The 19,506-nt window shown below is 44.0% G+C and carries 19 protein-coding genes and 1 tRNA gene; 15 read left to right on the top strand and 5 right to left on the bottom strand.

Annotation, left to right across the window (positions count from 1 at the left end):
- Positions 1-54 precede the first annotated feature (54 nt).
- Both DWZ93_RS11120 and DWZ93_RS11115 read left to right on the top strand, forming a co-directional pair.
- A complete protein-coding gene (locus DWZ93_RS11120; RefSeq protein WP_118452982.1) occupies positions 55-606 on the top strand; it encodes a nuclear transport factor 2 family protein in 552 nt (183 codons plus the stop codon).
- Positions 607-668: 62 nt separating this feature from the next.
- Positions 669-2,168, top strand: a complete 1,500-nt coding sequence (locus DWZ93_RS11115) for a hypothetical protein (protein WP_118452981.1) — start codon at positions 669-671, stop codon at positions 2,166-2,168.
- A 64-nt stretch (positions 2,169-2,232) separates the two neighbouring features.
- Here DWZ93_RS11115 and DWZ93_RS11110 read toward each other — a convergent pair whose 3' ends face one another.
- The 4 genes from DWZ93_RS11110 to DWZ93_RS11095 all read right to left on the bottom strand — a co-directional run bounded on the left by DWZ93_RS11110 (position 2,233) and on the right by DWZ93_RS11095 (position 4,335).
- The gene (locus DWZ93_RS11110) at positions 2,233-2,970 is read right to left on the bottom strand and encodes a Fic family protein (protein WP_118452980.1); all 738 of its coding nucleotides are present in this window, start codon (positions 2,968-2,970) and stop codon (positions 2,233-2,235) included.
- Positions 2,971-3,056: 86 nt separating this feature from the next.
- Positions 3,057-3,127, bottom strand: a tRNA-Trp gene (locus tag DWZ93_RS11105).
- A 160-nt stretch (positions 3,128-3,287) separates the two neighbouring features.
- Positions 3,288-4,004 carry a TMEM164 family acyltransferase gene (locus tag DWZ93_RS11100; RefSeq protein ID WP_158574312.1) on the bottom strand — a complete coding sequence of 239 codons (717 nt, stop codon included), beginning with the start codon at positions 4,002-4,004 and terminating at the stop codon, positions 3,288-3,290.
- Positions 3,997-4,335, bottom strand: coding sequence for a hypothetical protein (locus DWZ93_RS11095; RefSeq protein ID WP_118384318.1), 339 nt, complete (start codon positions 4,333-4,335; stop codon positions 3,997-3,999). Before DWZ93_RS11095 ends, DWZ93_RS11100 begins: the two co-directional genes overlap by 8 nt.
- A gap of 303 nt (positions 4,336-4,638) precedes the next feature.
- Between DWZ93_RS11095 and nrdD the strand changes: the two genes are divergently transcribed.
- The 12 genes from nrdD (at position 4,639) to nrdG (ending at position 16,010) form a co-directional block, all read left to right on the top strand.
- On the top strand, positions 4,639-6,828 hold the full coding sequence (nrdD, locus tag DWZ93_RS11090; protein WP_118452978.1) for an anaerobic ribonucleoside-triphosphate reductase: 2,190 nt from the start codon (positions 4,639-4,641) through the stop codon (positions 6,826-6,828).
- A gap of 222 nt (positions 6,829-7,050) precedes the next feature.
- On the top strand, positions 7,051-8,079 hold the full coding sequence (locus tag DWZ93_RS11085) for a methionine ABC transporter ATP-binding protein (protein ID WP_118452977.1): 1,029 nt from the start codon (positions 7,051-7,053) through the stop codon (positions 8,077-8,079).
- On the top strand, positions 8,073-8,735 hold the full coding sequence (locus DWZ93_RS11080) for a methionine ABC transporter permease (protein WP_118452976.1): 663 nt from the start codon (positions 8,073-8,075) through the stop codon (positions 8,733-8,735). The genes DWZ93_RS11085 and DWZ93_RS11080 overlap by 7 nt, the downstream gene beginning before the upstream one ends.
- A 48-nt stretch (positions 8,736-8,783) precedes the next feature.
- The gene (locus DWZ93_RS11075) at positions 8,784-9,665 is read left to right on the top strand and encodes a MetQ/NlpA family ABC transporter substrate-binding protein (protein ID WP_118452975.1); all 882 of its coding nucleotides are present in this window, start codon (positions 8,784-8,786) and stop codon (positions 9,663-9,665) included.
- A gap of 93 nt (positions 9,666-9,758) precedes the next feature.
- Complete coding sequence (locus tag DWZ93_RS11070) at positions 9,759-11,000, top strand: LL-diaminopimelate aminotransferase (protein WP_118452974.1); 1,242 nt, start codon at positions 9,759-9,761, stop codon at positions 10,998-11,000.
- Between the two features lies 1 nt (position 11,001).
- A complete protein-coding gene (locus DWZ93_RS11065; protein WP_118452973.1) occupies positions 11,002-11,310 on the top strand; it encodes a (2Fe-2S)-binding protein in 309 nt (102 codons plus the stop codon).
- On the top strand, positions 11,301-12,428 hold the full coding sequence (locus DWZ93_RS11060) for an NAD(P)/FAD-dependent oxidoreductase (protein WP_118452972.1): 1,128 nt from the start codon (positions 11,301-11,303) through the stop codon (positions 12,426-12,428). The genes DWZ93_RS11065 and DWZ93_RS11060 overlap by 10 nt, the downstream gene beginning before the upstream one ends.
- The gene (locus DWZ93_RS15010) at positions 12,401-12,832 is read left to right on the top strand and encodes a 4Fe-4S dicluster domain-containing protein (RefSeq protein ID WP_118452971.1); all 432 of its coding nucleotides are present in this window, start codon (positions 12,401-12,403) and stop codon (positions 12,830-12,832) included. The genes DWZ93_RS11060 and DWZ93_RS15010 overlap by 28 nt, the downstream gene beginning before the upstream one ends.
- Positions 12,833-13,102, top strand: coding sequence for a (2Fe-2S)-binding protein (locus DWZ93_RS11050; RefSeq protein WP_118452970.1), 270 nt, complete (start codon positions 12,833-12,835; stop codon positions 13,100-13,102). It abuts the gene before it with no gap.
- A gap of 3 nt (positions 13,103-13,105) precedes the next feature.
- Positions 13,106-14,197 (top strand): NAD(P)/FAD-dependent oxidoreductase, encoded by a 1,092-nt coding sequence (locus DWZ93_RS11045; RefSeq protein WP_118452969.1) that lies wholly within the window; start codon positions 13,106-13,108, stop codon positions 14,195-14,197.
- Positions 14,197-15,354, top strand: a complete 1,158-nt coding sequence (locus tag DWZ93_RS11040; RefSeq protein WP_118452968.1) for a MalY/PatB family protein — start codon at positions 14,197-14,199, stop codon at positions 15,352-15,354. Before DWZ93_RS11045 ends, DWZ93_RS11040 begins: the two co-directional genes overlap by 1 nt.
- Positions 15,355-15,485: 131 nt before the next feature.
- Entirely contained in the window at positions 15,486-16,010 is a 525-nt protein-coding gene (gene nrdG, locus DWZ93_RS11035; RefSeq protein ID WP_118452967.1) for an anaerobic ribonucleoside-triphosphate reductase activating protein, read from the top strand.
- 81 nt (positions 16,011-16,091) lie between these two features.
- On the opposite strand, the gene DWZ93_RS11030 is transcribed toward nrdG, so the two are convergent.
- Positions 16,092-18,311: an alpha-galactosidase gene (locus DWZ93_RS11030; RefSeq protein ID WP_118452966.1), complete on the bottom strand. Its 2,220-nt coding sequence runs from the start codon at positions 18,309-18,311 to the stop codon at positions 16,092-16,094.
- A gap of 142 nt (positions 18,312-18,453) precedes the next feature.
- On the opposite strand from DWZ93_RS11030, the gene DWZ93_RS11025 reads away from it, so the two are divergent.
- Entirely contained in the window at positions 18,454-19,377 is a 924-nt protein-coding gene (locus DWZ93_RS11025; protein WP_118452965.1) for a DMT family transporter, read from the top strand.
- Positions 19,378-19,506: the final 129 nt, after the last annotated feature.

Here is a 19,506-nt window from a genome sequence, read left to right as displayed (position 1 = left end):
TAATCTACTCCAACTGTGTTATACTGTAGATAATGACGACAGGAGGAATGCAGTATGAAGATTATGAAACAGGATGTAAAGATTCAGAAACTTGTCATTGAGGTGATGAAGCATGTGCGGCAGCAGACCTACACACCGGAGCAGTTGTGTGAGCGTCAGCGTATATTGGATGCACAGTATTTCTATTATTGGTCTATGGACATGAAAAAAGAAGAGTATGTCTGCGACCTTTTTACAGAGGATTTTACATACCGGTGCTTTACCGAGAGCCCGACAGAGCCGAAGGATCAGGCAATGCGTTCGAAGTATGTGAACCGTAATATGATGACGATGCATATGAGCCACAATCCGCTGATCTGGTTGATCGACGAGACACATGCGAGAGGTATTTTCCTGTATGAGGATAACAACTCCTACAAAGATCATACGGTAGAAGGCTTCTCCATGTACTGTAATGATTTCCGTAAATGCGAAGACGGCGTATGGCGCATCAGCAAGATGCGGATCGGCTATCGCAAGATGAACGGCGCGCTGGATGATTACGATGTGCCGAAGGACTGGGAACCGAAGAAATGGGAAGAATGGAACTGCCATATGGAAGTGTAAGATAAAGTACTTGAATTCTCCTGAGTTGGTGCTAAAATGGTATCAATTCAGGAGGATTTTTTATGGGGAAATCAGATAAAGTGAAATGGTTGATTGTGCTTCCGGCAATGCTCGGTGTTGTTCTGGTGACCTATGTGGAGCGCACAACGGATATCTGGGGATTTGGTGCATTTATCTGCCAGCTGATTGCAATTTTGGAATTGGCTTATGGTCTACGAATCGCGATGCTGGCACAGAACAGAAAGAAGTCCTATCAGTTAGCACCGGAGGAACGGCATGAGTATGCGAAGTATTTATATGAAAAGCAGTATCGGCGTTATCCTGCAGTTGCGAATCAGATGCTTTTTGTTATGGCGAGAATGAGTGTGCTTCTTGGTAATTATGAGCGCGCAGGAGAAGAACTTGTAGATATTCGTACGGATAAATGCAATCCGGTGCAGTTGAAACTCTATTATTATCTGAGGATTGTAACAGCACAGGCGACAGAAGATGTGGATAGTGTACAGGAGAATCTGACTCGTTTTGCCGGTATCCCGGATGTAAAAGGTGCATATCCGTCTGAATCAGAGCTTGCTATGTGGATAGAGCAAAGAGATATAGTACAGATGGCTGAAGCGCTTAAAAAGGCGGTAGCAGATAAGAAAGAGCATCCGATACGGATTGGTATCATTACTGTGATTCTTGCGTATAGTACATTTTTCTATGGTCTGTGGTATGGCATTAACCGTGATATGGGATATGAAGTGAGATATCATTTCGCGGAAATATCAATCGTTGTTGTTGGAATCGGTCTGGCAGTTCTTATAATCTGGGGAATTGTGAGTTTATACATACACAATTGCCAGGAATTAGCTGTGCAGTCGGGTAAAAGCAGAGTGGCATTGATAATCATCTATGGTGCTGCAGCGATATTTGCACTTTTGATCCTTGGAATGAGTAGTCTGAGTGTAGTACTGGGAATGGATGGGATAGAGACAGTAACAGATCATGACAGCAAATATACGTATATAACCGTACAGGAGGATTACGGTGGCGAGCGGAGGTACCGAACCAATAATCCATTTGTCATGCAGAGTATGGATAGCTTGTGGTTGTCTTCAGATACAACGGATGCTGATGAGAATAATGAAGAATCGCTGGATACGAATACAGGGAATTCATCAGAGACAGAAGATAGTCAGAGCGAGGATACGGTAGAAGATTACGAGATGGAAGGACAGCATGATGGTCTGATGATTCAGAATGCAATGCTGGCAGTCTATAATTATCTGCAGGAGCAGAATACTCTTCAAAATATGGCATTCAGTTACACAGCAAATGCAAAAGGAGAAGTTTATGCTATTGTCAGTGAAATGCAGGAAACAAAAGACGGCAATACGGTAAATGTGAGATACTGTCTGTACGATAATGGTTCCAAGACAGATGCAGATGGTAATTCCTGCGAAGAATTGGTGCTGGAAAAAGTATTTCCGGACGGTAATTACGAGACTGAATTGGTGGATTTTTATCTGGTAAATGCGGATACGATGCAGGTGACAGACGAACAGAAGAATACGTGGTAGAAGGTACTAAAAAAGGATATTTCCGTGGCGGAAGTATCCTTTTGCTAACTAGTAATGTTTCGTTTTATTCGGCAAAAAAGTATTCACATTGATTAAAATAGAATTCCTGTTCCTTCTGGAAAAGAGTGGTCAATGCAGTTACAGTACCATTCTGACGATATGCTTTCAATGCTTCCAGATATTCCGGGCGATTGGCGTCCTCGATAATAAATGGAGAGATATTGTGACGCAGACATTCACGGAAGAGAATGATACGCCCTGTACGTCCGTTCCCATCTTGAAATGGATGAATGATTTCGTAGCGTGCATGAAATTCTGCCAGTGTTTTTAAAGAGACATCTTGCGCATGATACCAGTTCAGTAATTCGGTCATTGCATCAGGAACCTGCGATGGCAGAGTGGTCTGATGGATACCAATCATATTTGGACGCTTTTTGTAATCACCAATGGCATAGCCGTTGGCACGATCCTCGAATACGCCACTTTTCAATTCAAAATGGAAGCTTTTAATTATTTGTTGATCAAGATCGGCATCTAAGATGTCTAACATTTTGTTGAACATTAAAAAATGTCCATTCATTTCTTCGACATCTTTGGCACGGTAATAATTGTCAGTTTTAGGTAAGATACCGGTATCAAAAAGCGAGGCGGTCTGTTCTTCGGTGAGCGTGCTGCCTTCGATTTTATTGGAATTGTATGCTAACAGACGCTGCGTGAAGCCGTAAACACCGGAACGGTCACGCTTAGTATGTTCGATTTTGAAACGTTCTAATAAATTGCGGATAAAATCTGCTGTGTTCATAGAGGTTCCTTTCCTCTTGGTAGATGTATAATTTTGTTAGCATATAATAAAAAGACATTTATCACTGTGATAAATGTCTTTTGTGACAGGGGATGAGAGAATCGAACTCCCGCTAAGAGTTTTGGAGACTCCTGTCATACCATTTGACCAATCCCCTATATTGTTGTCATCGGTTACAACCGACTAAATATTTATACCACAGAATCTATACAGTTGTCAAGAAAATAATGGCTATTATTTGTCAAAGTTATATTTATATTGTCATTTTATCATATGAATATATCATTTATAAATACAAAAGTTATAAAAAAGACTATTTATAATAGTACCGGGCTATGTCTGCGGTATAACAAATTCCAACCCTTATGCAATACTCCTGCTCCAACAACCGACATCGCAATATAACTTCCGATGCCCCAGCCGTTCCCCAGTGCTTTTGCAATTTCGCAGAATACTTTCTGTTGCATAGTATAGCGGGGACTGATATAGAACATATTAATGGTACCGAGAGGATACAGCGTAAGATTCAGTACTGTTGCGATCAGACAGCAGCCGAGATATAGGCATACGCTGAACTGTAAGCCTTTTTTGGTATGGTCGGTGTGGTGATCCAGTCCGCTGATGAAGCCAAGGGTGATTAGCAGGATATGCCATGCATAGGAATGGATCGTCAGCGGGAGATATCCATAGTGCATGCCGCTGGTGTCAAAGAAGGCGAAGATACCTCCTAACAGTCCGAAATCCATGAGAAAGCTTTGAAGTCTGGAACTTATATGGCAGTAGGTAGTTCGACGTGCAGATGAGTCTGTATAACAGCTTAAAAGAAAGAGTATGCCGAGTGTCAGACAGATATACATGGGAATACTACATAGCTGAAATGGCAGATACCACCAGATATAGTGTCCGTCGTTGATTGCATAGGTCAGCGTCCACTGCTTCCAGAGCTCACTTGCAAGCATCACAAACCCTGCCAGACCATAGATTGGTGAGACAGGGCTTGTGCTACATTTGAAATTAGATCCGGCTTTATGCATAACGCTCCAGATCCTCTGCGAAAGCGTCATATTGTGCCTGAAGCCTGCTGAGAGCAGATTCTGACAGAGAGTCAAGAAGAGCTTTCATATCAGAGCGTATCTGAGTCGGATTATATGGAATTTCCAGTGCAAAATCGCTGTAGGCACGCATTTTCTGAAAATACATGGCTGTTTCGTTCTTTTCGTTTGAGCTGCGGCACATATTATACATCATCACACAATCGCATGCATCAACCTCTGTGCATTCCTTGCAGATCCATTTGCCAAGAAAATAATACTTCCCATTAATCTCATAGATAAATCCCGGCTGAGAAAGTAATTGTTCAATCATTTTTGAAAACCCTCCTGAATATTCATAAAAAATAGTATGTCCTATAATTATATTAAGAATACCACATTTTGAGCATTTCAGGGGATGGAAATTCAGTTTCCCCAGTAAATATGCGGGTTGCGAAGACTTGCAGGAAATCATGCAAAAATTAATTTTAAAAACTCCAAATAAGGACTTCCTTTTCTATACATTTTGTGGTAAGATTCTTTAAGACAACACAAGATATTGTGTTTATTGACGTAAAACAGTATTTCGTTACATAAGATATAACATAAAGGATTCAAAGGGGAGGAGCATTGTATCATGGATATTCAGGTTAAGACAAAGGTCATCAAACGTAATGGAGAAGAGGTGAATTTTGATCTTACCAAGATTGAAAATGCGATCAATAAAGCGAATGACGAGGTTGACAATATTTACAAGATGAACGAGTATCAGATCCGAGCCATCGCTGATGATATCGCACAGCAGGTAAGTGAGATGCGCCATGCAGTTCATGTGGAAGATATTCAGGATATGGTAGAGACCAGCATCATGGGGATGCGTGGATACGAAGTGGCACAGAAGTATGTCCGTTACCGTTATAAGAGAGAACTTGCTCGTAAGTCGAATACAACAGATAATGGAATTCTTGCGTTGATCGAGCATGTGAATGAGGAAGTGAACCAGGAGAATTCTAATAAAAACCCGGTGATCAACTCTACACAGCGTGATTATATGGCAGGGGAGGTCAGCAAGGATCTGACCAAGCGAGTTTTGCTTCCGGAAGATATCGTACAGGCGCATGAGCAGGGCGTGATCCATTTCCATGATTCGGATTATTTTGCACAGAAGGAACACAACTGTGATCTGATCAATCTGGAGGACATGCTTCAGAATGGTACCGTTATCAGTGAGACATTGATTGAGAAGCCGCACAGCTTCTTTACTGCATGTAATGTTACGACACAGATCGTGGCACAGGTAGCAAGTAATCAGTATGGCGGACAGTCATTTACACTGGCACACCTGGCACCGTTTGTGGATATCAGTCGTCAGAAATTGAAAAATATCGTGATCCGCGAGCGCAAGGAATGTGGTGAAAGCCTGGATGAGAAGATTATCGAGAAGCTTACTGAGAGCCGACTGAAGGATGAGATTAAGAGTGGTATCCAGACCATTCAGTATCAGTTGATCACATTGATGACCTGTAACGGTCAGGCACCGTTTGTAACTATGTTCATGTATTTGGATGAAGTACCGGAAGGCAAGACCAGAGATGACCTTGCGATGATCATTGAAGAAGTAATGAAACAGAGAATGCAGGGCGTCAAGAATGAAAAAGGTGTATGGATCACACCTGCATTCCCGAAGCTGATCTATGTACTGGACGAAGATAATATTACAGAAGATTCCAAGTACTGGTATCTGACAGAACTGGCTGCAAGATGTACAGCTAAGCGTATGGTACCGGATTATATTTCTGCCAAGGTTATGAAGGAGCTGAAACAGGGCAATGTATATCCTTGTATGGGATGCCGTTCATTCCTGACAGTAGAGGATGCTCAGCGCAATCCTGATGGAAGTCACAAGTTTTATGGCCGTTTTAATCAGGGCGTGGTTACAATCAATCTGGTGGATGTGGCCTGTTCTGCAGAGGGGAATATGGATCGTTTCTGGGCAATCCTGGAAGAGAGACTGGAACTGTGTCATCGTGCACTTCGTTATCGTCATGAGAGACTGCTTGGCACAATTTCTGATGTGGCTCCGATTTTATGGCAGTATGGAGCACTGTCCAGACTGAAGAAGGGCGAGACTATCGATAAGCTGTTATACAATGGATATTCTACCATTTCACTGGGATATGCCGGATTGTATGAGATGTGCGTCCGCATGACGGGTAAGTCACACACAGACCCGGACGGAAGAGCATTTGCGGTCAGTGTTATGCAGAAGCTGAATGATAAATGTAAAGAATGGAAAGAAGCAGAGCATATCAGCTATTCAGTATATGGTACTCCGATGGAGTCTACCACATACAAATTCGCCAAATGCTTACAGAAGAGATTCGGTATCATCAAGGGTGTAACTGATAAGAACTATATTACGAACAGTTATCACGTTCATGTAACTGAGGAAATTAATGCATTTGACAAACTGAAATTTGAAGCAGATTTTCAGAAGCTGTCTCCGGGAGGTGCGATCAGCTACATTGAAGTACCGGATATGCAGCAGAATATCCCGGCAGTACTTTCTGTTATGAAGTTTATTTATGAGAACATCATGTATGCAGAACTGAATACCAAGAGTGATTACTGTGAGTGCTGCGGTTATGACGGAGAGATCCAGATTAAGGAAGACGAGTCTGGCAAGCTGGTCTGGGAATGCCCGAACTGCGGTAATACAGATCAGAACAAGATGGCAGTAGCCAGAAGAACCTGTGGTTATATCGGAACCCAGTTCTGGAATCAGGGAAGAACCCAGGAGATCAAAGATCGAGTATTACACTTATAATTTTATAGATGTTTACAGAATGAGAGTAAAAGAGACGAATGGCCGTCAGGGTGATTCGTCTCTTTTCTTTTAGATGAAACTTTTGGTATAGTCTGAAACTATAAGTGATTATAAAGAAAAACAATTTCACGCAAAAAGAATCTGATGGTAGAATATAAAACATATCAAAAAAGTAGGTTTATATGAAAACTATTTATGAAGCTATAGAGAGAGGATGCACATATGATAGAGTTTAAGAATATAACCAAACATTTCCTTACGAAGAAGAATTCAGTTCATGCGCTGAATGATGTGAGTTTTCAAATTGATGATGGAGAGATTTTCGGTATCGTAGGATTTTCAGGAGCAGGTAAGTCTACTTTGGTTCGTATGATCAATGGTCTGGAGAAACCAAGCAGCGGACAGGTGTTAGTAGATGGCAATGATCCGGGAAAATTAAATAAAAAAGAATTGCGGGCGATGCGGAAACAGATCGGTATGGTATTCCAGCAGTTCAATCTGTTGAATTCCAAAACGGTATATGAAAATGTGGCAATGCCATTAATTTTGAACAAAGAAGATAAGCAGATGATCGATAAGCGGGTAAAGGAGATGCTCGCATTTGTGGAACTGTCGGACAAATTACAGTCTTATCCGGATCAGTTATCCGGTGGACAGAAGCAGCGTGTAGGTATTGCAAGAGCACTGGCAATGAATCCGAAGATTCTGCTCTGTGATGAGGCGACCAGCGCACTGGATCCGAAAACAACGGATTCGATCCTTGATCTGCTGAAGAAGATTAATGATGATCTGGGAATTACGATCATAATCATTACACATGAGATGCATGTGATCGAGAAGATCTGTGATCATGTAGCAGTTATGGAAAAAGGATCTGTAATTGAGACCGGCAAGGTGCAGGATGTATTCAGCGCACCGCAGCAGGCAATTACTAAGGACTTTATCAATATGGTTGTGAAGGAGGATGTACCGGAAGGCATTCTGAAAAATCTTCAGTATTCACCGGAGACTTCACAGATCTGGAGTATCAAGTACTGGGGAGCTAATCAGACCGTAGAAATCGTAGAGAGTCTGGAAAAGACATTTGGCAAAAATGTGCGGATCGCATATGTGACAACTAGCCTGCTTCAGGAACATACTCTGAATATTCTGATTGTATTGATAGATACGAAGGAAGATATTGCGGAAAAAGTAGCAGAGACAATGATACCATATCAGGTACTGCTGGAAAGGAAGGAATACGAATGTTAGATTTTTTAGGAATTGGAAGTGATCAGCTTATAGAATCTCTGACAGAGACACTCCAGATGCTGGTAACATCGGCTGTGATCGGAGCCGTGATTGCTATGATTATTGCATTGATCTTGATTTTGACAAGAACCGGCGGTCTGATGGAGAATCGTGTGATATTTGCGGTATTAGATACGGTTACCAATATTGTTCGAAGCATTCCATTTATTATCCTTCTGGTGTATATTGGACCATTGACTAAGATGATTGTCGGAACGCGTATCGGAACAAAGGCAGCAATTGTACCACTGGTATTTTATATTGTGCCGATGATGGTAAGACTTTTTGAGAATTCATTCCTGGATGTGGATCATGGAATTATCGAAGCGGCACAGGCAATGGGAGCGACGAATGGACAGATTATCCGTTATTTTCTGTTTCCGGAATCATTGGGATCGATCATTCTGTCAGCTACAACTGCTATTGTAGGTCTTCTGGGAGCTACAGCAATGGCAGGTGCTATCGGCGGAGGTGGTATCGGTGATCTGGCTATCAGCTATGGATATCGCAGATTTAATCGACCGCTTATGACATTCGCGGTTATCGTATTGATTGTATTTGTACAGGTAATGCAGACGATCGGTAACAAATTATCGGATAAAATCAGGAACCACTAATGACTGATTTTGCATACAAGATTTAGAACAATAGGAGGACAAAATATTATGAAAAAAAGAATTCTTTCAGCACTGTTGGCAGTTACGGTAGTTTCTGCAATGGTAGTTGGATGCGGAAGCAACAGCTCATCAGACAGCAAGGATGACAAAAAGGAAGCTACGGAAGACAAAAAAGAACTGACTTACGGAAGTTCTTATGGAGTTTACACACCATTATTTGAAGATGCAGTTATGCCGATCCTTGAAGATCAGGGATATTCATTTGAGAAAGTTGATGTAGATGATGTTATCCAGAATGATATCGGCATCATGGACGGAGATATTGATTTTAATGTAGAGCAGCATGGACCATATGTGGACACATTTAATGAAGGATATTCTTCAGATTACGACGGAGCTAAGTTATATGCGACAGATCTGCATTTGCCGACGCTGCCATATTACCTGTTCTCTAACAAATACAAATCGCTGGATGATATCGAAAAAGGTGCTAAGCTTGTAATTGCAGTACCGAATGATGGATCTAACCTTCCAAGAGCTCTGGCACTGTGTGCAGATGCAGGACTGATCATACTGGATGACAGCAAGAGCCGTGATGAAGTGGGATATGACGATATTACAGGATCTGATTACGATATTGAGTGGAATGAGATGGATACATCTACGATCCCGACTGTGCTGGATGATGTAGATTTCGGATTGGTTACAGGATCTAACCTGGTAAATGCAAAACTGGATGCAAAAGAGGCATTTATCTGTGAAAAGTCTATTTCTAAAGATGGAGAGATCCGCCTTGCAGTCCGTGAGGAAGATAAGGATGCTCAGTGGGTAAAAGACATTGAGGCAGCTTACAAATCTGACGAGTTCAAGGATTATATGAAAGAACATCAGGCTGATTACAGCTGGATCATTCCGGAAGACTTACAGTAATTAATCACACAAGAGGAAATAAGAAGGAGATTGCACCTCTAGTGTAATCTCTTTTCTGGTTAATACATACAAAGCGCAAGAGGGAGGCAGCAGATGGATTATATTCAGGAGATGTTTGCAGAACGGATTGGTGGCAGCCGGTTCGGAATGTCAGATGTAATCTATAAGTTTGAGAAGATAAAAAGAAGCAAGCGCGAGGCTGCAGAGCTTCATCCGGATATGGAACTGATTGATTTGGGCGTTGGACAGCCAGATTATATGGCAGACGGAGATGTCATTCGCGTGTTGTCGGAAGAATCCGCTAAATGGGAGAACCGTGGTTATGCGGATAATGGTATTGATGAATTTAAGAAGGCTGCAGCAAAATACATGGATCAGGTCTTTGGAGTAAAAGATATTGATTACGAGACAGAGACCCTTCATATGATCGGATCCAAGGCGGGACTTACGATCCTGCCGCAGGCATTTATCAATCCGGGCGACGTGACACTGATCACAGTGCCGGGATATCCGGTAATGGGTACGATTACGGAGTGGCTTGGTGGTGAGAAATACGAACTTCCATTAAAAGAGGAACATGATTTCTATCCGGATCTGGATGCGATTCCGGAGAATATCTGCAAGCGTGCGAAATTAATCTATGTAAATTATCCAAATAATCCGACCGGACAGGCGGCAACCAGAGAATTTTTTGAGAAGCTGGTTGCATTTGCGAAGAAGAATCATATTATCATCGTACAGGATGCAGCTTATGCGGCAATTTGTCTGGACGGTCAGAAGCCGCTCAGTATTCTGAGCATTGATGGGGCAAAGGATATTGCGGTGGAAATTCATTCGCTCAGCAAGTCTTACAATATGACCGGATGGAGGCTGGGATTTGCAGTGGGTAATGCGAAGATTATTGCGGCACTTGCTACGGTCAAAGATAATTTTGATGCCGGACAGTTTAAGCCAATCCAGCTGGCAGGAAGCTATGCACTGGCACATCCGGAACTAACGGAACAGATGAATACAGTGTATAAAAGAAGACAGAAACTCCTGTGCGAGCTGCTTGCGGAAAAGGGATTCTGTGTAACGCCGTCCAAGGGGACTTTCTATCTGTATGTAAAAGCTCCGACAGGAATGGCAGATGGCAAGACATTTGCGACAGCGGAAGATTTTTCGCAGTATATGATCCGTGAAAAAATGATATCTGTCGTACCGTGGGATGATGCGGGACATTATGTACGATTCTCGCTGACGTTCCATGCACCGACAGCAGAAATTGAAAAAGAAATTATGGATGAAGTAAGAGTGCGGCTGGCAGACTGCGAGTTCGTGTTCGAGGAGCGATAACATGAGAATAGAGAGACATCCGATTCTTGATATTCCGGAGAATCGGGAAAAGGTAACGATATATGTGAATGGAGAACCGATAGAAGCGGTAAAAGGAGAAGTGGTGGCAGCAGCACTTCTGGCAGCCGGATATAAGACATTTCGGAAAACTCCAAAATACCACAGACCGAGAGGCATTTTCTGTGCGATCGGAAGATGTACAGACTGTGCGCTGACGATTAACGGCGTGCCGAATGTGCGCAGCTGTGTGACTCCGGTAGAAGATGGTATGCAGATTATGATACAGGATGGACTGGGAACATGGGAATAACAAGAGAGATAGAGACAGAGGTTGCCATCGTCGGAGCAGGTCCGGCGGGACTGTCTGCGGCGTATGAGATTGCAAAAGCAGGCGGTGAGGTCGCGATTTTTGATGAAAATGAGCGGCCGGGCGGTCAGCTGTTTAAACAGATACATAAGTTTTTTGGATCTTCCAGACATGGCGCAGGTGTGCGTGGAATCCATATTGGAAGTAAATTGCTGGCAGATTGTGAAGAGGCTGGCGTAGAGATCCATCTGAATGCGGTGGTATATGGCATTTTCCCAGATGCTGAGCTGGGCGTGATCATTGATGGCCACAGTGTGCGCGTAAAAGCAAAAAAGGTGCTGATCGCGACAGGAGCGACTGAGAAAGCACTGGCATTTGACGGATGGGACAAGCCGGGCGTGATGGGCGCAGGTGCATTTCAGACGATGATGAATGTCAATTATGTGCTTCCGGGACAGAAGGTTGTAATGATTGGTTCCGGTAATGTGGGACTGGTTGTTGCTTATCAGATCCTGCAGGCAGGCGGTAAAGTAGAGGCTGTGATTGAGGCTGCTCCGGCAGTCAATGGTTACAGCGTACATGCGAATAAGCTGAAACGTCAGGGCGTGAAGATTCTGACTTCCCATACCGTAAAAAGGGTACTTGGTGAATCTTCTGTGGAAAAAGTAGAGATTGCCAAAGTTGATGAGCATTTTCAGATCATTGAAGGAACAGAAGAGCTGTTGGATGCGGATACGGTCTGCGTGGCAGTCGGTCTGACACCTTCAATCGAGTTGCTGAAAATGGCAGGAGTGGAGATGACATTTCTTCCGAAAATGGGAGGATTTATCCCGCTTCATAACGAATATATGCAGACGAGTGATCCGGATGTCTATGTAGCCGGAGATTCTTCGGGTATTGAGGAAGCTAGCAGTGCAATGGAGGAAGGCAAGCTTGCAGGCGTCTGTATCGCAGGAGCAACCGGACATCTGACGGAAGAAGAACAGCAGAGCAGAATGCAGGAAATCAGAGAGAGCCTGTTAGCACTTCGCAGCGGTAAGGGTGGCGAAGGCAGACGCGCAGGCAATCAGGAAATAGTCAGGAGATATGAAGAATGGAAAAGAAAGAATCAAGACCAATAGCAGTGATCGAGTGCTGCGAAGAGATTCCATGCAATCCCTGTATGAGTGCCTGCCCACATCATGCGATCGTGATCGAAGGCGGAATTCATCACATTCCGCAGCTGAAGCCGGAGTTGTGTGTGGGATGCGGCATCTGTGTGGCAAGATGTTCCGGACAGGCAATCTTTGTAGTGGGACAGGAACAGGATTATGGAGTGGTGTCATTTCCGTATGAAATGTTACCATTACCGGAAAAAGGCATGATCGTGGATGGAACCGACCGGGAAGGACAGACGGTATGTCAGGGCGAGATTTTGAAGGTAATGATAGCAAAGAATTTTGACCACACAACGGTAGTGACATTGAAAGTGCCACTTGGAAAAGAAGATACCGTGCGCGGATTTCGATTCAGGGAGGACAGATAGATGGAAGATCATGTAATCATTTGCCGGTGTGAGGAGATCACATACGGAGAGATCAAACAGGCGATCCGGGACGGCGCAACGACGCTGGATGGAATTAAGCGCGTGACCAGAGCCGGCAAAGGGCTCTGCCAGGGGCGTACCTGCCGGACGCTGATCACACAGATATTGAATCAGGAACTCGGAAGGGCACCGGAAGGCAATGAATGTTCTTCTATGAGACCGCCGGTCCGCCCGATCAGTATTGAGAATATGATGAGTGAGAAGGAGTAGGCTATGCAGAAGAAAGCAGATTATATAATCATAGGAGCGGGGGTTCTGGGATCAAGCCTCGCCTACTACCTGACGAAAAAGGGAAGAGATGTGATCGTACTGGAACGAGGTGAGATCTGTGACGGCGTATCGTCTACGACAGCTGCACTGGTGCTTCCGAGTCCAAAGACTCCGGCGGTATATAACCAGTTAGCGTGGAAGGGTTATGAACGTTTTCTTGCACTTGAGGAAGAACTGGGAGCTGATATCGGACTGCAGATCACCGGTTCTACGATGCTGTGCCGGGCACCGGAGAAGATGGACGGCATGAAAGCAACGATTGAAGTAAATAAGGAAAATGGTAAGACGCTGCAGTGGCTGACACCGGAAGAAATCTGCGAGCGAGAACCGATCCTGAATCCGGAGGCATTCTGTGGTGGCGTATACTGTGCAGAAGGCGGCAACCTGAATCCATTTTTACTGGTGAATGCATATATCCAGGCCGCAAAGAGAAATGGGGCACAGGTGCATACATTTACTGAAGTACGTGGATTTGAGGTTAAGAATCACCGGATTACGACAATTCATACCAATAAGGGTGACTACGAAGCCGGACAGATCATTTCGACCGCAGGAAATGGTAATTTCCGCATTGGTAAAGAACTGGGCTTTGATCCGCATATCCACAATACCAGAGGACTGATCATGGTGTCGGAAAAACTGCCAAAGGTACTGCACTCTACTTATGCAGAGATGCGGCAGTCCGCAGAAGGCAACCTTCTGATGGGCGCAAATTTCCGAATAGTGGAAAGTGGAACATCCGATAACCGGGTGTATTACGATGAGTTACAGGAAGTGTGTGATGATATCGGATTCCTGGCACCGAAGCTTCGCAGTGTGAAGGTAATCCGCACCTATTCCGGACTTCGTGTATTGCCGGAAGATGGTCTGCCGATCGTGGGACAGCCTGGCAGATACGAGAACCTGTGGATCTATGAGATGCACAGCGCATTTTCTTCGTCACCGGAGCTTTCCTGGAGACTGGCAGAGATTCTCTGTGGAGATATGGATACAGAAGCAATCGAAACATTCAGATACGAAAGGTTTGATAAATAATGAGTACATTAGAATATATTGACAGACGGGGAACCGACTGTGAAAAATGGGATGAGCAGACACCATCATTTGGTGAGGAAGGCCTGCATGCAATGTGGGTTGCAGATATGGATTTTAAAGTGCCGGTATGTGTACAGAAGGCATTGCATGAGTATGTAGATATGGGTGCATTTGGTTACATGAGCATTCGTGATAACTATTATCAGGCATTCATCAACTGGGAAAAGAATCATCACGGTCTGGAAGTAAAGAAAGACTGGATCCGGTTTTCGCCTGGCGTAATCGCTGCATTTAACTGGATCATTCAGTTTATGACAGAGAAAAAGGATGCGGTGATCGTTATGACTCCGGTATATTATCCATTCTTCCGCGCGGTTGAAAATAATGACCGCACATTGGTAACGTCAGAACTAATCAATGACCATGGAATATACACCATTGATTTTGAGGATTTTGAGCAGAAGATAGTGGAGAATCAGGCAAAATTATTTATCATGTGTTCCCCGCATAATCCGGTTGGGCGCGTGTGGACAGCAGAAGAATTGGATAAGATCATTGCAATCTGCAAGAAGCACCATGTATTTATTATCGCAGATGAGATCCACCATGATCTGCTGGCAGAAGGTGTACATCATGTGCCGACACTCGGCAGAAATGAATACTGGGATAATATCATCATGGTAACAGCACCATCCAAGACATTCAATTTGGCAGGCGGACAGAACTCATTAGTAGTAATTCCGGATGAAGGCTTGCGCAAGAAATGGGATATATATACCAATGGCATCCGTGTGCTGTTCGGCAATGCGTTCGGATATGTGGCATGTGAAGCTGCATATGAAGGTGGCGAAGAGTGGTACCAGGATGTGAAGAAACAGATATGGTCTAATTACGAATATCTGAAACATACATTTGCTGAAAAGCTGCCGGGAGCAGTGGTATCTCCGTTGGAAGGAACGTATTTGTGCTGGATCGACCTGCGTGCATGCATTGATCCGGAAAAGACAAAAGAGCTGATCCAAAAGAGATGCCGTCTCGCGGTAGACTTTGGCGAATGGTTCGGCGGAGATCAGTTCAAGGGATTCATCCGTATGAATCTGGCAACCTCTCTCAAGAATGTACAGATCGCGGTGGAGGCAATCTGCAAAAACGTATGATGCCAGTGCGTAGCACGTAACAATCCGTGGGCATTATAAAGGATGTCAATATCCTGACGGGATAGACCTTGCACAATCTTCCCGACATCGATATAATGAATAGACACAGAGGCAGATGGAGGATGACAGGCATGTACTATGGAAATATTAAAACATATGATATTGCAGATGGACCAGGCGTTCGGGTGAGCCTGTTTGTATCAGGATGCAGGCACCATTGCAAGGGGTGTTTCAATGCGGAGACGTGGAATTTTGATTACGGACAGCCATACATACAAGAGACAGAAGATGTACTGATTAAGAGCCTGGCGCCGGATTATATACAGGGACTAAGTGTTCTTGGCGGGGAACCTTTTGAACCGGAGAATCAGCCGGAAGTGGCGAGATTGATGAAGCGGGTAAAAGAGACTTATCCCAATAAAGATATCTGGTGTTATTCCGGATATCTGTACGATGTGGATATGCAGCCGGGAGGCAAAGTCCATACAGATGTGACGGATGAGATTTTGTCGTATATTGATGTGCTGGTTGACGGAGAGTTTGTAGAGGAATTAAAGGATATTACACTTTTATTCCGTGGTAGCAGAAACCAGCGGCTGATCTGCCTGAAAGACGGCAAAGATGTCGGACGCTACGATGAGCTTGTAAAGAGATAAAAAGAAAATGTAAAATAACACTGGCAGATAAGTCTGGATGACTTGTCTGCCAGTTTGTGCAATAAGCCGCCAGGCGGAACGTTATTCTGCCTGCAGGATAAAAAGTCTGGAGTCGAAGTCGCAGCTTGGTTTCCGTCCCATGAGTTCACCACACATAGAGTCAGAAGTTGAAAGTCCTGCATGCATCAGCTCGTCACCGTAGAATGATTGCGTACTGTCTTTCAAATGGTAACACAGATCGGGATTCAATCCCAAAAGACGGATCCTGCTGAATGGAGCATTGGTCTGATTAAGTATCTTATACCAGCCAACAATTGCCGTTTTCTGATCATCACTTACAACCATCCAGCTTGTGATATTACCGTCAAATGGACTTGCAATCCGGTAAAAAGTACCGAACTGGAACAAGTGTCTCCATTTTTTCATAAATGCAGTCTGCCTGCGGACTTCAGCCTGTTCTTCATCGGTCAGGGTGTTCAGATCCAGTTCATAGCCGAATGTTCCAAAATATGCCACATTTGCACGGGTGGACAATGGAGTGATCCGGAAAAGCTGATGGTTAGGAACGGCTGATACGTGGCTTCCGATGGAACTGATCGGATAGCAGTAGGAAGTTCCGTATTGGATCTTCAGCCGGTCAACGGCATCGGTATTGTCGCTGGTCCATCCCTGTGGCGCATAGTAGAGCATACCCGGGTCAAAGCGGGAACCGCCGCTTGCGCAGGATTCAAACAGTACTTCCCGGAATTCTAATGTTAGCTTCTCATACAGTGCATATACACCGAGAATATACCGATGGAAGACTTCGCCCTGACGGTCTGCCGGGAGAAGCGCAGAATAGCATTCAGTAATGTAACGGTTCATATCCCATTTGATATAAGAAATATGTGCATTCCGGAGGAGTTCTGACATCTGTTGATAGAGATGTTCCACGACATCATTTCTGGAAAAATCTAATACATACTGGTGTCTGGTAAGGGAAGAATGCCGATGCGGTGTCTTAAGCAGCCAGTCCGGGTGCGAACGGTACAGATCAGAGTCTGCATTTACCATTTCCGGCTCAAACCAGAGACCAAATTTCATGCCGAGCGCCGCTACTTTTGCGGACAATCCTGCGATACCATCCGGTAACAGCTCTTTGTTAGGTGTCCAGTCCCCGAGTCCGGCAAAGGAATTTCTCCGTGCCCCGAACCATCCATCATCCAGTACGAACAGTTCTACACCACAGTCTTTGGCACGTCTGGCAATATCCAACAGTTTCTCTTCCGTAAAGTCAAAATAAGTGGCTTCCCAGTTATTGATCAGGATCGGACGCGGTCTGTCGCGCCAGTATCCTCTGGCAAGGCGTTTCTGATACAGCTTATGGAAGGTCTGGCTTAAGTGGTTTAATCCGCAGGAGGTGTAGACCATGACAGCTTCCGGTGTCTGAAAGTCAGCACCAGGGGAAAGTTTCCAGTCAAAAGTATCCGGATGAATACCCATCAGGATTCGTGTAATGTTCTGGTTATCTACTTCTGCCTGTGCAAGAAAATTACCACTGTATACCAGGCTGAATCCAATGGCTTCGCCCTGGAGTTCATCGGTATGCGGTCGTTTTAAGATCACAAATGGATTGTGCTCATGGGAAGAAGCACCACGTGTGCTGCCAATGGAAGTGGTGCCCGGAACCAGTTCGCGGGTATGAAGATAACGCTCTCTGCCCCATGCACCGGAGAACTGCATCCACTGATAATTGGAATCAGGAAGATCCAGAGAAAGGCTCATGGCGCGGCCAAGGTGCAGAATTTCCGTCCCCTGATTGACAAAATGTACACTGCGGGCGATAATGCCACCCTGATTGAAAATGGTATAAAGAAGTTCTGCCATCAGTCCGGTCACCGGATCTTTTAATACCAAAAACAAAGTCATTGCTTCGGAATCATCTTCGGTGTAAGTGGCAGGAAGTCCCGGAAGATGCGGTTTGCCGTGTTCAATGCGGTATCCCTTATATTGAAAATCTGACAGATGACTGCCATTTTCCTGGATCACTTCTACTGCCGGCTCACGGAAATCAGAAGTGCCGTATACCGGATATTCCTGCTTTAGATGTTCCAGACACATGGTGTTCAGTTCCTCGGAATAGTATGCAGAATTGGTGCGGTAGCAAGTCTCTAAGAGATGCGAGAAATCTTCCCGGTCTCGGATTGCTGCACCGAAATATAACTGCCCTATCTGACCATTTGGCAGAATCATCATAAGGTAACTGATGTCGTTGTTATATAAGTGAAAAATACCTGTTGATTTGTGAAATGTAATGTTCATAAGCATGTCCTCCATATGTAGGTTTATTATACTTGATTTGATATGTAAATAAAAGAATGTAATACTTTGTATTTTTATACAGATATGGTAAGATAGAACGAATGGCATTGGATTAAAGAAATAACAGGAGGAATGAGACGATATGAAGACAAAGAATGCTGTATTATTATTCACAGCAGCATTTATATGGGGAACTGCGTTTGTGGCGCAGAGCGTAGGCATGGAATATCTCGGACCGTTTGGCTTCAACGGAATCCGTAATTTTGTCGGAAGTCTGGCACTGCTTCCGTGCATTTTCTTATTAAATAAAATCAATCGCAGATCAGAAGCAGTAGAACAGAACGAACAGCAGAGAGACAGAAAAGTATTGTGGATCGGAGGGATTTGCTGTGGGTTGTGCCTGTTTGTGGCAAGTACCCTGCAGCAGATTGGTATGCAGTATACCAGTGTGGGAAAATGTGGATTCATTACCGCTTTTTATATTGTACTTGTGCCGGTATTTGGTATTTTTTTAAAGAAGAAAGTTGGATGGAAAGTCTGGATGGCAGTAGCGCTTGCAGTGGTGGGACTGTATTTTTTATGTATCACTGACGGATTCTCATTAGGAAAAGGTGATATCTATATCTTTTTGTGCGCAGTAGTATATACGATGCATATTTTGGTTATTGACCATTTTGCACCAAAGACGGACAATGTGAAAATGTCCTGTATCCAGTTTATGGTAGTAGGTGTGCTGTCGGTACCATTTATGCTGATACTGGAAACCGTGACTTTTGATGCAGTGATCAAAACGGCGGGACCGATCCTTTATGCCGGTGTTATGTCCAGTGGTGTTGCATATACAGTTCAGATCATTGGACAGAAAGGTATGAATCCGGCAGTGGCGTCATTGATCTTAAGCCTGGAATCCAGCATTTCCGTACTTTCAGGATGGGTGCTCCTCGGACAGACGCTGACAGCAAGAGAAGGAATTGGCTGTGTGTTGATGTTTGTGGCAATCATACTTGCACAGATTCCGACCAAAAATACAGAAAGAAAATGTATAGACAATTGCGTTGAAATATAAAAAAAGAAAAAAAGTTCTTACAAAACAAACAAAAATCTGCTAATATAGTATATAAAGGCGGGAACTGGAATTTCCTGTCTGAAACTAATGGACATATAGAAAGGATATCAGTCGAAACATAGCAGAAAG

Origin of the sequence: Dorea sp. AF36-15AT (genome assembly GCF_003477705.1) — a bacterium.
Lineage (GTDB): Bacteria > Bacillota > Clostridia > Lachnospirales > Lachnospiraceae > Claveliimonas > Claveliimonas ammoniilytica.
Note: the sequence above shows the minus strand (reverse complement) of the source record. Positions and strands in the feature narration are given on the sequence as shown.

Excerpts from the sequence above, each read along its gene's own strand:
- DWZ93_RS11095 (WP_118384318.1), bottom strand. The coding sequence starts at position 4,335 with ATGATTGAACAATTACTTTCTCAGCCGGGATTTATCTATGAGATTAAT.
- DWZ93_RS11065 (WP_118452973.1), top strand. The coding sequence starts at position 11,002 with ATGAGAATAGAGAGACATCCGATTCTTGATATTCCGGAGAATCGGGAA.
- DWZ93_RS11115 (WP_118452981.1), top strand. The coding sequence starts at position 669 with ATGGGGAAATCAGATAAAGTGAAATGGTTGATTGTGCTTCCGGCAATG.
- DWZ93_RS15010 (WP_118452971.1), top strand. The coding sequence starts at position 12,401 with ATGGAAAAGAAAGAATCAAGACCAATAGCAGTGATCGAGTGCTGCGAA.
- DWZ93_RS11080 (WP_118452976.1), top strand. The coding sequence starts at position 8,073 with ATGTTAGATTTTTTAGGAATTGGAAGTGATCAGCTTATAGAATCTCTG.
- DWZ93_RS11045 (WP_118452969.1), top strand. The coding sequence starts at position 13,106 with ATGCAGAAGAAAGCAGATTATATAATCATAGGAGCGGGGGTTCTGGGA.
- DWZ93_RS11060 (WP_118452972.1), top strand. The coding sequence starts at position 11,301 with ATGGGAATAACAAGAGAGATAGAGACAGAGGTTGCCATCGTCGGAGCA.
- DWZ93_RS11110 (WP_118452980.1), bottom strand. The coding sequence starts at position 2,970 with ATGAACACAGCAGATTTTATCCGCAATTTATTAGAACGTTTCAAAATC.
- DWZ93_RS11030 (WP_118452966.1), bottom strand. The coding sequence starts at position 18,311 with ATGAACATTACATTTCACAAATCAACAGGTATTTTTCACTTATATAAC.
- nrdD (WP_118452978.1), top strand. The coding sequence starts at position 4,639 with ATGGATATTCAGGTTAAGACAAAGGTCATCAAACGTAATGGAGAAGAG.
- DWZ93_RS11025 (WP_118452965.1), top strand. The coding sequence starts at position 18,454 with ATGAAGACAAAGAATGCTGTATTATTATTCACAGCAGCATTTATATGG.
- DWZ93_RS11070 (WP_118452974.1), top strand. The coding sequence starts at position 9,759 with ATGGATTATATTCAGGAGATGTTTGCAGAACGGATTGGTGGCAGCCGG.
- DWZ93_RS11040 (WP_118452968.1), top strand. The coding sequence starts at position 14,197 with ATGAGTACATTAGAATATATTGACAGACGGGGAACCGACTGTGAAAAA.
- DWZ93_RS11050 (WP_118452970.1), top strand. The coding sequence starts at position 12,833 with ATGGAAGATCATGTAATCATTTGCCGGTGTGAGGAGATCACATACGGA.
- nrdG (WP_118452967.1), top strand. The coding sequence starts at position 15,486 with ATGTACTATGGAAATATTAAAACATATGATATTGCAGATGGACCAGGC.
- DWZ93_RS11120 (WP_118452982.1), top strand. The coding sequence starts at position 55 with ATGAAGATTATGAAACAGGATGTAAAGATTCAGAAACTTGTCATTGAG.
- DWZ93_RS11100 (WP_158574312.1), bottom strand. The coding sequence starts at position 4,004 with ATGCATAAAGCCGGATCTAATTTCAAATGTAGCACAAGCCCTGTCTCA.
- DWZ93_RS11075 (WP_118452975.1), top strand. The coding sequence starts at position 8,784 with ATGAAAAAAAGAATTCTTTCAGCACTGTTGGCAGTTACGGTAGTTTCT.
- DWZ93_RS11085 (WP_118452977.1), top strand. The coding sequence starts at position 7,051 with ATGATAGAGTTTAAGAATATAACCAAACATTTCCTTACGAAGAAGAAT.